Here is a 13,678-nt window from a genome sequence, read left to right as displayed (position 1 = left end):
GCTTTATGAAATAGTGAGTAATTCCTGGTGCTTAACCAACTCGATATAGTTCCCGCAGCGCTTCATTAAATCGTTATGCGAACCGAAATCGATGACGGTCCCCTGTTCCATCACATAGATGATATCAGCGCACACAATCGATTCTAGCTTATGAGTGGAGATCAGCACGGTTTTGTTCTTCATGATTCGGTATATCGTAGACATAACTTGATCTTCCGTATTTCGATCAAGCGCCGATGTTGGTTCATCAAGGATTAGAATGTCCGGTTCCTTAATGATAGCCCGGGCAATCGCCACTCGTTGCCGTTGTCCACCAGATAACTGAAAGCCCTGATTATCCAATTTCGTATAGATACCGTCAGGCAAATTGTCAACGAACGATTTCAATTCTACTTCACATAAAGCCTTGTACACCTCGTCTTCTGTTGCGTTGAGCTTTCCCAACCTCACATTGTCTAATAGCATCCCTTTGAATAAAAATGATTCCTGGGAAACAAAGCTGATTTGAGAAGAGATCGCTTGACGCGACAAGTCTGCTAACGTATTGTGACCTATACAGATATCACCAGCTTCAACAGGCATAAAGCCCTGCAATGTTTTAAACAGCGTAGATTTCCCCGAACCGCTTCTTCCAACAAAAGCGACAACCTGACCTCTTGCTATCTCGATGGAAACTCCCTTTAGTATGGATACCCCTTCATAGGAAACATACAAGTCTCTACACGAAATAAATGATTGTTTTTCTTCCGTGTTTGACCTTCTCTTTAACATCTCCAGAGTTGAATCCGTTTGCAAAGTTGAATCCCGAACAATATGCATATCAGGATCGTTTTTAAGTAAACCGACATGAGCCTCAGTCGGGGTATGGAGAAATTGTTCAATTCGAGACATGGATGCTTCACTTCCAAGTAGATCACTGATCAAATAATTCATATTCTGGATCGGGTTCAAAACGGCTTGAATGTACTGAACGGCTGCTACCATCATACCTACCGTAAAGACACCATCTATCACTTGACCGCTTCCAAACCAATATAGTAGCGTTACAGTTATTGCGATGACCAAAGAACCTGTTCGACCGGAAAGCTGTCGAAACATCCCCTCCTGAATGCTTACCTTAACAAGATCTTTGTACATCAATTCATTGCGGCGTTCCTCCCATTCTTCCAAACCATAACTCTTTATTTCACGCGAACCCTGAATACTTTCGAATAAACTTGTGCCAATATCCTCGTTATGTATTCGGAGCTTGTTTACTGTATCTTTGATCGGCCGGCGGTATAAGCGTGGGAATCCCATAACAAATGGTATGCTGCACATGGCAACAAGTCCTAGCCGCCAGTCCATCATAAAAATAATTACGAGCGAAACTGCCATTTGCAACCACTGCCTTACTAATTCTACCGCAAGAACATTTATAAATTTGGAGGTTGTAGTAGTGTCCATTCCCATTAATGCCATGTATTTTCCAACGCCGTTTTTTTCAATTTCCATTAAAGGAATTTTGCGAATATGTCGTAACACTGTGCTTCTTAGATCAAGGGTGTTACGTGCCTCCAAATAGCGAAAAATACTAAAGCCGATAATGGTTAGCACAGCGGAAACAATTGTTATCCCGAGTGATGAGCCCAACAAGGGCATGATCCAATTAATCTGTTTACCGATAAGCACCTTATCAATAAAACGGGAAATCAGAAACGGTTGCAGCAAATCTAATACTAAACACAACATCGTCAACAAAAATGCTAATCCTGTTAACCACCAACGCGGGTTAATATAACGGATCAAACGAATGTACATCTTAATGCTATTCATGAACGTAACACCTCATCTGTAACTGTAAAAGTGCTGCTTCGCCATTCACTAAACACTTCAATTAGCTCTTTTTTCACTTCAAGCTCTAATTTGTCAAGATGATCCCCTTTGGCAGCAAATAAAGTTAAATCAACAGGTTTATTCAGAATTTGATATCGTGTCATTGTCAACATCAAACTTTCCCATCCCTTAATCAGTTCTTTAATCGTAGAAATGGTCTTGGTATGTTCGTTTCCCGTGCGCTCAGATAAATATTGCAAAACGTAATAATAGCCGCCGTATCTTTTGGAAATAACCCCGACTTCATGGATGGAAGAAAAAAACGACTTAGGTAAATATCCGCCGTTCCTTTCGACCGTAGTACGGACGAAGTTTTCTACCTCTTTTAATAATCTGCCCGGTAATACTTTTAATTCTTTTTCAAACAATTGGATAATTGTTTGCTCATCTGCCCCTTGGAAATGGCCCGTGTCGATTATCAATCCTTCGCCGGATTCATTGTAGCCAAATGACTCCCATAATTCCTGATGCGAAATAAAACCTTCCCAATCGAAATACGGATCATTAATCCTCCATTCCTGTTCCTTACGTTGTTTTACGATCACATAATGGGGAGTATGCTTGGAGCGGTACTGACTTGAGTAAGGTAAGTAGAATAAATCGACTAAAATAATCGAAACCTTCTCCTTATTTCCACCACGCATACGATTCATTAAATTAGAAAAATTTTCATGTTTTCCGACAGTTCTATCATACCAATGCTCGCAAGAATTTCCGTAAAGCATGGCAAACTTACTGTTCCAATCCTTGTAATCCACGGATTCGCTTGCATAGAAAATTCCATTCTCGTTCACTTCGAAATAAGCATCCCATACACCCAAATAGAGCGGTCGGAAATCCAATCGGCCATCCTCCTCAAGAATCGAGGCATAGCAGTCCAATAAACAGTGAACTTGACCGAACTTCTTCACAAACTTACTCCTAATTTTTGATTGATTTGTTTATTGATCACCATCAGCGTTGCAAAATTCTCCGTAAGCAGCTCATCGTCATCAAAAGCAATTTCGAGATTAAGCTCAATTTCCACAATCAATTTAATGATACGTACAGAGTCCATTCCCACTTCCTGAATGAGCTGATCATCCCCCAGTTCATGCTCCAGTGATGGCGTTTCAGTTAGATGTGCAATCGTTTTACGCAAAAAACTCACAATTTGCTGCTCTTTTGTTAGCTGAATCAATTCGCGAACCACCTTTATTGTTTATTTAATATAAAAAATGCTTTGATTTCGCTCGCAATCATCAACACTTCATCTTCCGTCAGCCCAATGTGCACTGGCAACGACAAAATCTCACTCGCATAAGCCTCTGCTACTGGGAATGAACCAGCATCATACTCAAGAAACGAGTAAGCTGGCGTAAGATGTATGGGAGCCGGATACTGTACAGCAGTTAAAACACCTTTTTTCTGCAAATGTTTCTTAAGCGCTTCTCTATGGCCATTTTTCACTCGAATCACATAGAGATGGTATACATGTCGGCTACTATGAAGCCCATTTGGAATAATAATATCTTCGATATCTTGTAAATAAGTTTCATACCAATCCGCAATAGTACGTCGCTTATTAGACCATTCATCCAGATAAGGCAGCTTCAAATGTAATGCACTCGCTTGAAGGGAATCCAAGCGGCTATTAAATCCAGGGATATCGTGCTGATATCGAACCTCCCCACCATGACTTCTTAATTGGCGTAGTTTTGTCAGCAGCTCGGGTGAGGAAGAAACGATCATCCCTCCGTCCCCTAAAGCTCCTAAATTTTTGTCCGGATAAAAGCTAAAACACCCCATAATTCCCCAGCTACCTACTGCTTTTCCATTTAAGCTGGCTCCGGCAGCCTGCGCACAATCCTCAACAATATGAATTTCGTTTTCTTCCGCCCACGGCAACCATTCGCGGAGGTCAACCAGTTGCCCATACAGATGTACAGGAATAACCGCTTTCGTTCTAGGCGTTACACATGCTTTCACCTGCTCAAAGTCGATCAAATAGGAGTCGTCGCAATCGACAAGAACGGGCCTTGCTCCTGTCTGATGGATAGCGCCTACAGTAGCAATAAACGTGTTTGTTACCGTTATAACCTCATCTCCAGGTCCTATACCGAGTGCCTTCAGCGCTAAGAACAAAGCATCCGTCCCATTGCCGACTCCAACCGCTCCCTTCACTCCCGAATAAGCAGCGAAGGCGGATTCAAATTTAGAGACGACAGGCCCACTAACAAACATACCGTTTTGAGCAATTTGTACTACTGATTGAAGCCAATCCTCACGTATGATATTAAATTCATACTGTGGAGCCGAGAACAAAATTCCCATGTGCCAACTCCTTATTTTGCTGCGCGCAAACGCGTATTTTATCTAGAACCTTCATTGTTTCAATGGCTTCTTCCAGTGTAACTGCTAGCTCACCGCCGTTCAGAATGCAATTGGCGAAAGAAGAGTAGATGGAAAGAACACCTGATTTCCCATATTCCTCCATTTTCAATTCACGGACGGGCTTGCCTTTCTCATAGAGATACGCCTCACGATCTGACATAATTTGCAGCGTAGCCTTCTCTCCTCCAATGATCCAGAGAGGCGAAGGCACATTGGAGGCAAAATTAATGTCCATTGACATTATCACTTGCTGTTCAGTGCTCATCGTCGCATGAACAAAATCATCAACTTCGCCCTGCTGCCAGCGCAGATTCTTCATGCTCGCATGAATCTCCACACATGACCCGAGGCCTAAGTTCAACAATTGATCAATAAGATGGACGCCCCAGTCGAGTAAAGCGCCTCCCCCATAAGCTTTCTCATTTCGCCATGCCTGATGAAAGGATTTCACGCCGAAAGAGGCACCTGAACCGAACGTATGGTAACGCCGTTCAACGAAGAGAATATCCCCCAAAAAATCTTCAGCAACCATTTGCTTGGCCAGTAGAAAATCGCTATCGAATCGGCGATTATGAAACACCGAGACACTTTTTCCTTCTTGATCCGCAATCACTTTTAATTGAATTGCCTCATTGGCATCTAGGGTTACAGGCTTTTCTATTATCACATGCTTACCTTTGCGCAACGCTTGTGTTGCAATCTGATAATGGCTGCTGGGAGGCGTTGCAATCAATACAGCGTCAATCTGGGAAGCAAACAGCGCCTCTAAGTTTGAGAAGGTGGCAAAACCACGCTTAGCGGCAAGCGCCAAGCGTGGGGACGTAACATCAAATATCCCACTTACTTCGATTTCGGGCAATTGTTTCAACAAAGGGAGATGAATCAACTCTACGATTCTGCCGAATCCTACAATACCTAACTTTATTGTATCTATCATACTTATACCGCTGCTTGTTGTAGAGTCAGGATAAATTCTATTAAAGAACCTACTGTAAGGAATGTTTCCGGCTCTACGCCAACTTCAGGCACTACGACATGAAACACCTCTTCAACATAGACAACTAATTGAAGCACCATGATCGAATCGATGTTCAAATCCTCGTACAACCTGTCAGAATCTTGCAACAGCTCTGGTACGCCCTCAAGCTCCAAATTTTCCACCATTACCGTTCTTAATTCCTTCTTAATCACTAAGTTTTGCTGATCCATTAAAATCTCTCCTGTTCCTGTAATAGTTTTCGACTTATTTTACCTGAAGGCATCTTGGGAATTTCAGCTACTATTTCAATAACGCTTGGAACTTTAAAGGCTGGAAGCTGATGCATACACCAGGAGCGAACGTCTTGCGCTTCTATTGATGGAGTTGCTACTACTATTGCCCTGATGGCTTCTCCCCAAATCTTATGTTCCGTCTTTACAACGACAGTTTCACGGATGCCCGGCATGCGTCCGATTACCATTTCCACCTCAGATGGAATGACCTTCAAACCGGATACATTAATTAAATCGTCCAGCCTCCCATACAATTGCAGATTTCCTGTCTCTATGTCCAAACGTCCCAGATCCTTTGTAGCAATATCTTTGAAGTCGCCGTCACAAGTCACCAGAATCTCGCCCTTCCAATCCTCTTCCTCGTGATCATCAGGACGAATTGATATCTCAAGGTGACCTAGAGGCTTACCTACATCAGTATGTGAGAATGGATGCTTACTAACGGAGATGCAGCCGATTTCTGTACAGCCGTATTGCTGCCAAACTTCATTCGTTTGAACCTTCATACGGTTCAACAACGCCTCGGAAGGTGGTGAGCCCGATATTACCACCTTATGGCAACCAACCTTGCCTATTCCCAGAGCATCCAATACATTATAAATATAAGGCACTGTGTAAACGATAGGATCTTTAGTCGATTTAATCATATGCAGGGCAAACTTTGGATTCTTATCCTGCACAATCGTTGGCTGAACTCCTCTTGCCCATGATGCTAGTGTTCCTGTTATGAGGCCAAATGAGTGTGACACGGGTACAAGTATAACTGGCTGCTCATAGGGCGTTTCATCAAACAAACGATTATAATGCTCGATCTCTTGATCGACCAGCTTCCAGGAACGGGATATCAATGTAGGTGCTCCCGTCGAACCAGAGCTGAATTGAAGAATTGAAGGTTCATAGGGAATCGATGAAACACTAACCGCAACAGCCGTTTCCCAATTCTCAAACAGCAGATATGAACACTCCCCTTTTCTGGCGATCTCCCTTGCCGTCTCGAATGGCGTGTCGGCATGCATCAACAGTACGGAACCTCCACGTTTGCGAAGGTATATCACAGCTCCTAATAACTCAAAAACATGCTTCAAACAAATCGCATATCGTTTCCCTTCAGGATTGCGATAGGGCTCCATGTTCCCCATCTGATCGAATAATAATCTTAAATCATCTTTGTCGTATTTCTGACTATCAATTGCGAACATTTCCTTCCACCTCTTAACAAATAAAGCAGATAATGATACATTGGTTACAGAATGATCAGATACATTTGGAATCTATTTCTATTTTACTTAATAGTGATTCCAAGTAACAATCATCAATTATTCAGAAAATAGAGGGTTCTTCAGATGTTGCTAAATGAGAAATCCATTTTAATGCTGCAATTTGAGAAAATGCTTCCTGCGCAATTTATTGAGCTTCATTCTTCTATTCAGGAAGAACATAGTCCGAATTTCCAATTAATTTGGCCTACAGTTATTACCGATCCAGAATTCACCTATGTATCCATCATTGCACCCCATGTTCGCATTCAGCTAGACGACCATTCCTGCCAACATTACTGCTTACACTTCCAATCCACCTTTCTGGAAACTGCTTACGACATCAATCCTAAGACAAATTCTTTACGAGTCCTGGCCTCCTCTAATGCACTTAACATCTTAGTCCTGCTCCCCTCCTTGGCTAACCAGTTTAACAAACAATGGCAGGTTAACATTTCTTGCGCGATTACTTCATTGCTCGGCGAAATGCTTGACCGATTTCCTGAGAAACAGAAACCAGAACCGGTCTTGCCAAAGAAATATCACTCTGATGATGGATTAAAAAGCGCTCGAGCAATTCTCTACGCAACCCGATACATGAAAAAGCATATGAGTAATCCTCAGCTTTCTTTACAAAATGTAGCGGATGCAATTGGCTATAATTCCAATTACTTTTGTCAGGAATTCAGTAAAATCTTTTCAGTATCGCCTATTCGATTCTTAAATCATTTGCGTGTCCTTCGCACGTTACAACTATTGGAGCAATCAGAATTGAGCGTGAACACGATCTGCACGCTAGTCGGATTTACAAACCCAAGTCGGTTATCCAGCATGGTGAAAGCCGCTTCGGGCATGACCCCTTTAAAGTTTCGACGTTCCAAGAAAATGCAATCCATTTAGCGATGAAGGAGACTATCAATGTCAACCGTATTGTTTTTGAATGGGCCAGCTAGCGGTCACGTTTATCCCACTTTAGGTGTAGTACAAGAGTTAATAGCGGAAGGTGAGCAAGTTGTTTACGTATCAGGTGAGGAGTTTCGAGACATGATTGAGCGGATTGGAGCGACATTTGTCTCCTATGAGAATTTCCTCCATCAAGACGATCCTTTTCGTACCAATAAACATTATTTATCATTAGTTATTAAAATATTATCATCCTACGATACCATTCTCCCCTGTATTACTCAGTTGGCCGAGCAATATTCCTTCGATTACATCATCCATGACTCTATGTACGGATGCGGCAATGTTGCAGCCGATTGGTTGGGTATTCCAAACATCGCTACTTGCACTTCATTTGTCCTCGCAGAACGTTTACTTAATGACAACTCAGGAAATCGAACAAAATTAAAAGATAACCTGCTGCTCATGAAAGAGTTCTCCACGCTATCGAAGCGAATTTGGAGCACTTATCCCATTAGACAAAAAGTTAATATAAACGAGATATTTTTTAATGAAGGGAAACTGAACCTCGTTTTTACATCTGAGTATTTCCAGCCGCAAAGCGAGACCCTGGAATCTCATTACCAATTCGTTGGATCTATTCTGACAGACCGGCATGAACCACCACTTTCACTGAAGCGAAAAAATCAGCAAAAGTTGATCTATATTTCGATGGGCACCATGTTTAACAATGTACACTCATTCTATCAGATGTGCTTTGAAGCGTTCGCTTCCTTGGATATCCATGTTGTTCTATCGGTTGGTAAACGAATCGACATGAAGGACCTCCTGAACATCCCGGATAACTTCACGGTCCTTCCGTTTGTTTCACAATTACAAGTTCTCAAGGAAGCGGATTTATTTATCACCCATGGAGGAATGAACAGCGTTAATGAATCGTTATACTACGGGGTTCCCTTACTCGTCATCCCCCTCGCTGCCGATCAACCTATTGTGGCCAGTCGCATTGCCGACCTAGGCGCAGGCAAGCAGTTGGACAAAGATGCCTTGACCACAGACTTGCTGCATGAGTCCGTGAAAGAACTGCTGCATAAAGAAACCTATCGTAAGGTAAGTTCTAAGATCGGAGAGAGCTTGCGGGCAGCTGGCGGACAAAAGAAAGCGTTGGAGCATATTAGGATGTTTAAACGGGAGCATGGGATCAAAAACTAATGGATAATTCGCAGAATCCAAACAAATGGAGTTAATAACCTATATTAAAATGGCAGTTTAGGAAAGGTTCGGAGAACCCGATACGTTGCCAATCAGATGAATATAGTTGGTTCCCGTCATAACCGCTATAATGCCCGAGGATGTCCGTTCCAGTCCTGCTTTTGTCACTGCGGCTGATGGCCGTTTGTATCGTGTTTTGAGGCGCCGTAGTAGCCTGCAGCCATTAGTTAATCTGGCTCAGGTTACTATTAGTCATTCTATCGCTGGTGTGCCAGCCACAGTTGTTCTCAGCGTTAATAGACTCATAATTACCGATTCGGCTGGAAACATGCTTTAGTCGAAACTGGATCTAAACTGAACCACGCGGTCATACCTACAAATTGTTGGCATTTCACCATTTCCCCTCAGGAAGCAATGGTAGAATTGTTCAAGATATAGTAACTAATATTTGATCGTTTTCTTGAATGCGGTTACACCAATGGAAGCATCAATTTGAGACAGGCGTACGATTGAAGATATAACGTAAACAGCTGCTTGATTGTCCTGTAATCCATACCTGGAGATCTCCTTGCCGCGAACCATTTCCAACAAGCACTTTTATAGATGAAGGGCTCGTAGTAACCATCAGATCTGCAATTCCTGATAACAGCTCTGTACCGTAACCGCCATTATATGCATAGTTATTATGCTAAAAAAACGTCGGTATAGAAACTGTAAAAATGAACAGAATCCATCTATTCGCATCAAGGAAGGTAACAAGTTGCTAATTTCTCGCTACCTCAGACAAGAAAGAAAAGAGGAACCTCGCAAAAGCGAGGTTCCTCTTTTCTTTCTTCTATAATCTACATCTTTTTCCGGAGTAATAACCGTATCATTCTTTTCTCTCCAGTCAAATTGAAGCGTAGAAAAACTAATTCATCTTTAATCACTTTCAATTCCACATGGTCTGAGCAACTTTCGATTTCATAGTCACCTAGCTCATCGTCCCAATACGTTAACCCGAACGGCATCGGCTTCCAGTTCCCGATCTCGTAGACGAGCTCGATGCGTTCACTCGATTTCTCGTACGTCGTTATGAATAACGGTGGAACCTTCTCCTCGAATTCGTCTTGCATGTTCCACTGACCGACATAATTGCGGAGGAGCCTCGGTTTACATTCCCCTTTAACGAATGCCATCTGACATTGACTGTCATAGTAGAAGAACGTATCCGGCCAAGGGCCAGCCGCAACACCACCAAGCGTCATCGTGTAGTCGTTCACTTCGGGACGAATTGGTTTATCCTTTGTCAACATATAAGACGGGGGAGTGATTTGGTTACGTTCATGATAAGTTGCCAACGCTTTGGGCAAGGTAGTGAGCGTTACGCCACACTGTGCAACATAGGCAAAGAACCGATCCAACATTCCTTCACATGCCTCAACATGTGAAGCCGGAAACACCTGAAACCGATCACTGAACTCCATTTCATGTGCTTCTTGCTGTTGCAGAAAGAACACCTGCTCATTGTGATCCGTATTTGCCAAATATTCGTCAAAGAGCATTTGCCAATATGTGATCTCTTCACCGGTACACAACCCTGCGCGCAGCACATCATTAGGGTCCGTCGAGTATATGACAGGACTTCCCGTATGGTAGGACAAGTGCAAATCCCGTGCTGTCCATTCGCAGGCGACGACTTTGCCTTTGCCTGCATGTGGAATCTTGTAGCGATGGCTATCCACATACCAGGATCCCCAAGGGATCCCTTTATGTGTAATACCGTCCCACCATACTTGCTCCCAACAATAACCCCACATGCCTTGGAAATCCAGTTCCTCGAGCACTTCAATCACTTCATTGTAAATCTTGCCCCGTGCTGCAATCTTGGTTGTCGCCCAAGGGAAAGCCTCCTGTACATGTTTCCAATCGGTTTCAAGACGTGCTTTCAATGCATCCTTCGACATCGCCATATCTTCCATGAAGAAAGGACATTGCAGAATGATATCATCGCCATATGCCTCATGCCACTGCCGAATTTGCTCACCCAACACGGGAATCGAGCCTCGGTTGACGATCCATGTCACGGGTATGCCATATGCATGGGCTAATCTTGCTGTTCGCTCCACACCTTCGACTGCGGTTCCATGTCCCCAAGGAGTGTCATAGTGGGAAGCATAGCTGACGAAGGTGTATATGAGGTTCTGGGGTTTCAACGGTAATCACCTCAAGCTCTTCCTATTTTTTGTTCTCTTTCCACCATGCATCGATTTGTGTTTGCAGCTCCTTAGTGACTTTATCAATCCCTGCTGCTTTCAGCTTCCCATTGCGCTCGTCGATCAACTTCGAAGGATTAGGTACAGTTCCTGTACTAACAAGTTTATACTCGTTCGCAATTGTCGTCAGCTGAGCAATTTCATTCTTTACATTCGTATCATCAAAGACGAAGCCGATCAGTGGGAAACGCTTTGCATCATTATTGAACTTTTTCCAGCTTTCGTACAAATCATCTGGTTGACCTTGCTTTAAGTAGTTCAAGAATTGATTGCCTAGCACCCAGAACACTTGACTGTCATAGCCTGAATCTTTGATTAGTTCAATACGATTAGGACCTACTTTTTTGTAGTGCTTACCTTCAATACCACTCACAAGCAGATTGATAACATAAGGGTCTGTATGCAAATAATTGAGGACCATCATCGCTCTTTCAGGATTTTTGGACGTTCTAGATATCGCAAGCATCGAACCTGTAGCCAAATCTGTCGTTACAATCGGCTCTTCAACAACATGAGATACCCAATCATAATTATTTGCATCATAAATCTTTAATTCGATATCAGCGCCTGGCTTCCACACAGAGGTTTGCTGCCACATCTTACCTTGCTTGCGAATATCACCAACAAGCGTCGTCACAGTTGCTGCATCCGCATTAATATAACCTTTCTCAAAATACCTGCGGAACACTTCAGCATCGGACTTATTCAAATCAACAATATCTTGGTCAAGAATCGATTTGACTTTCATTTCTGTTGTTGATTTGTAATCCAAAAGCCACATAGGCGTCTTGGCAGGCACAGGTCCAATTGGTCGATAATTTGATTTGGATTCATACATCATAAAGCTCGCACCGCCGCCAGTCGGGCCACTCACATAATAATTGAGCATATCGGGGTCATCTTTCTTAATTTTCTCAAAGTAAGGCTCTAAATCTTCTACTTTATTGATCTTATCGATTGGAATTTGATACTTATCGACGATATCCTTACGGAAGGTGAAAGCCTTACCTTGCGTAATCTCCTTATTCGTTGGAATCGCATACAATTTACCTTTGTAACGTGGCGCTTCTAGGTAGAAAGGGTGAAGCAATTTTTTGGCTTCCGGTGCGAATTTATCCACAAGCGAATCCAGTTCTAAGAATGCCCCCTTCGTCACATTACCAGCGAAATCCAACCAAGATGCTGTGAATACGAGATCCATTTTCTCACCGGTATTCATCATAAGCTCTGTCTTTTTCTTGTAATCACTCGATGCGATCGGCTGCAAGGTAACTGTTGTGTTAATTTTCGCTTTCAAATATTCATTCAGCTTCTCTTGAATAAGCGCGTCATCCTTCTGCGGCTTCGCTTGATAGACGAGTGATACATCATACGGCTCCAATGCTGCTGCATTAGGACTCGCTGTTGCCGTGCTTCCTGCAGTCGTCGCTGGACTTGCCGTACTTGCTGTGTTGCTGCTAGAACATGCAGGTAATACTGCGGTTAATCCAAGCGCTAGCGCCATTGGGGCTAGCAATACTGATTTTCTACGTTTCATTGTGGACCCTCCTGTAATGAATATTATAAGAAACGGCTTACGAAAGCGAGCAGCAATTCGCAGCCGGTGTTACTGTGATCAGCCTTTGACGGCACCGACAGTTAAGCCTTTGACGAAATATTTTTGGAAGAACGGGTAGACTATCAGTATGGGTCCCATAGCAATAAAAGCTAAGGCCATTTGCAGGGACTCGTTAGGCAAATTCTTAAGCAGCTCTGGATTCTGAGAAGCTACCGTCAAATTATCGCGGATATACTGAACATCTTTCAGTACGCGCAACATGAGGAACTGTATCGGATACATATGCTCCTTATTGATAAAGAGCAACGCATTGAACCAATCATTCCAATAATTAATCGTTGAGAATAAGGCCATCGTCGCCAATACTGGAAGCGATAAGGGAAGCACAATGCGTAAGAAGATACGCAGCTCACCTGCTCCATCAATTCGCGCAGATTCGATCAAAGCGGGATGGATTGTAGACTGGAAGAATGTTCGCATAATAATCACGTTGAACGGAACAATTAAGAGCGGTAGGATCAATGCCATATAAGAGTCTTTCAGGTGAAGAGTCTGGGTGTAAATCATGTAACGACTCACGATTCCGCCGTTAAATAACATCGTGAAGAAAAGAAAGAAAGTGAAGATGTTACGATAAGGATAATCTTTACGGGATAAGGGATACGCGTATAACGCCATAAATAAGACACTTAATAAGGTACCCACAACGGTAACCCCAATAGATACTTTGTAAGCATTGGCCATCGTTGCAAAATCTTTGAACACGGTCTCATAAGCGATCAAAGACCATTTCGAAGGGAAAAAGCTGTATCCTTCATTGATCAAAGAATCATTATGAGTGACGGATACAATGATGACTAGAATGACAGGTAGTATGCAGGCTAGCGATAATAAGATAAAAATGACATTAAGTATCGTTTCAGCCAGTGGGGAAATTCGATTTTCCCTTCGATACGATTTGGAGACCATCAGGT

General features: G+C 42.8%; 13 protein-coding genes. 2 read left to right on the top strand and 11 right to left on the bottom strand.

Annotated elements, in window-relative coordinates:
• Nucleotides 1-3 precede the first annotated feature (3 nt).
• From A8708_RS16420 to A8708_RS16390, 7 genes are read right to left on the bottom strand one after another with little or no spacing between them, the layout of a single operon-like run.
• Nucleotides 4-1,815 carry an ABC transporter ATP-binding protein gene (locus tag A8708_RS16420; RefSeq protein WP_068665299.1) on the bottom strand — a complete coding sequence of 604 codons (1,812 nt, stop codon included), beginning with the start codon at nt 1,813-1,815 and terminating at the stop codon, nt 4-6.
• Nucleotides 1,812-2,786, bottom strand: a complete 975-nt coding sequence (locus A8708_RS16415) for a DUF6005 family protein (protein ID WP_068665297.1) — start codon at nt 2,784-2,786, stop codon at nt 1,812-1,814. Before A8708_RS16415 ends, A8708_RS16420 begins: the two co-directional genes overlap by 4 nt.
• Nucleotides 2,783-3,055, bottom strand: a complete 273-nt coding sequence (locus tag A8708_RS16410; protein ID WP_068665295.1) for a phosphopantetheine-binding protein — start codon at nt 3,053-3,055, stop codon at nt 2,783-2,785. The genes A8708_RS16415 and A8708_RS16410 overlap by 4 nt, the downstream gene beginning before the upstream one ends.
• A gap of 14 nt (nt 3,056-3,069) precedes the next feature.
• Nucleotides 3,070-4,188, bottom strand: a complete 1,119-nt coding sequence (locus tag A8708_RS16405) for a DegT/DnrJ/EryC1/StrS family aminotransferase (RefSeq protein ID WP_068665293.1) — start codon at nt 4,186-4,188, stop codon at nt 3,070-3,072.
• Nucleotides 4,157-5,185, bottom strand: a complete 1,029-nt coding sequence (locus A8708_RS16400; protein ID WP_068665291.1) for a Gfo/Idh/MocA family protein — start codon at nt 5,183-5,185, stop codon at nt 4,157-4,159. The genes A8708_RS16405 and A8708_RS16400 overlap by 32 nt, the downstream gene beginning before the upstream one ends.
• A 2-nt stretch (nt 5,186-5,187) precedes the next feature.
• Complete coding sequence (locus A8708_RS16395; protein ID WP_068665289.1) at nt 5,188-5,457, bottom strand: phosphopantetheine-binding protein; 270 nt, start codon at nt 5,455-5,457, stop codon at nt 5,188-5,190.
• Nucleotides 5,457-6,719, bottom strand: a complete 1,263-nt coding sequence (locus A8708_RS16390; protein ID WP_068665287.1) for an AMP-binding protein — start codon at nt 6,717-6,719, stop codon at nt 5,457-5,459. The genes A8708_RS16395 and A8708_RS16390 overlap by 1 nt, the downstream gene beginning before the upstream one ends.
• A gap of 144 nt (nt 6,720-6,863) precedes the next feature.
• On the opposite strand from A8708_RS16390, the gene A8708_RS16385 reads away from it, so the two are divergent.
• Both A8708_RS16385 and A8708_RS16380 read left to right on the top strand, forming a co-directional pair.
• Complete coding sequence (locus A8708_RS16385) at nt 6,864-7,676, top strand: helix-turn-helix domain-containing protein (protein WP_068665285.1); 813 nt, start codon at nt 6,864-6,866, stop codon at nt 7,674-7,676.
• Nucleotides 7,677-7,694: 18 nt separating this feature from the next.
• A complete protein-coding gene (locus tag A8708_RS16380; RefSeq protein ID WP_068665283.1) occupies nt 7,695-8,891 on the top strand; it encodes a macrolide family glycosyltransferase in 1,197 nt (398 codons plus the stop codon).
• Between the two features lie 223 nt (nt 8,892-9,114).
• Here A8708_RS16380 and A8708_RS37100 read toward each other — a convergent pair whose 3' ends face one another.
• The 4 genes from A8708_RS37100 to A8708_RS16365 form a co-directional block, all read right to left on the bottom strand.
• Nucleotides 9,115-9,240, bottom strand: coding sequence for a polysaccharide lyase family 8 super-sandwich domain-containing protein (locus tag A8708_RS37100; RefSeq protein WP_082927571.1), 126 nt, complete (start codon nt 9,238-9,240; stop codon nt 9,115-9,117).
• Between the two features lie 493 nt (nt 9,241-9,733).
• The gene (locus A8708_RS16375) at nt 9,734-11,086 is read right to left on the bottom strand and encodes a hypothetical protein (RefSeq protein WP_068665281.1); all 1,353 of its coding nucleotides are present in this window, start codon (nt 11,084-11,086) and stop codon (nt 9,734-9,736) included.
• 22 nt (nt 11,087-11,108) lie between these two features.
• A complete protein-coding gene (locus tag A8708_RS16370; protein ID WP_068665279.1) occupies nt 11,109-12,683 on the bottom strand; it encodes an ABC transporter substrate-binding protein in 1,575 nt (524 codons plus the stop codon).
• Nucleotides 12,684-12,761: 78 nt separating this feature from the next.
• Nucleotides 12,762-13,673, bottom strand: coding sequence for a carbohydrate ABC transporter permease (locus tag A8708_RS16365; RefSeq protein ID WP_068665277.1), 912 nt, complete (start codon nt 13,671-13,673; stop codon nt 12,762-12,764).
• Nucleotides 13,674-13,678 lie beyond the last annotated feature (5 nt).

Origin of the sequence: Paenibacillus oryzisoli, assembly GCF_001653565.1 — a bacterium.
Classification (GTDB): Bacteria; Bacillota; Bacilli; order Paenibacillales; family NBRC-103111; genus Paenibacillus_E; species Paenibacillus_E oryzisoli.
This window is presented reverse-complemented; position numbering and strand designations above follow the sequence as displayed.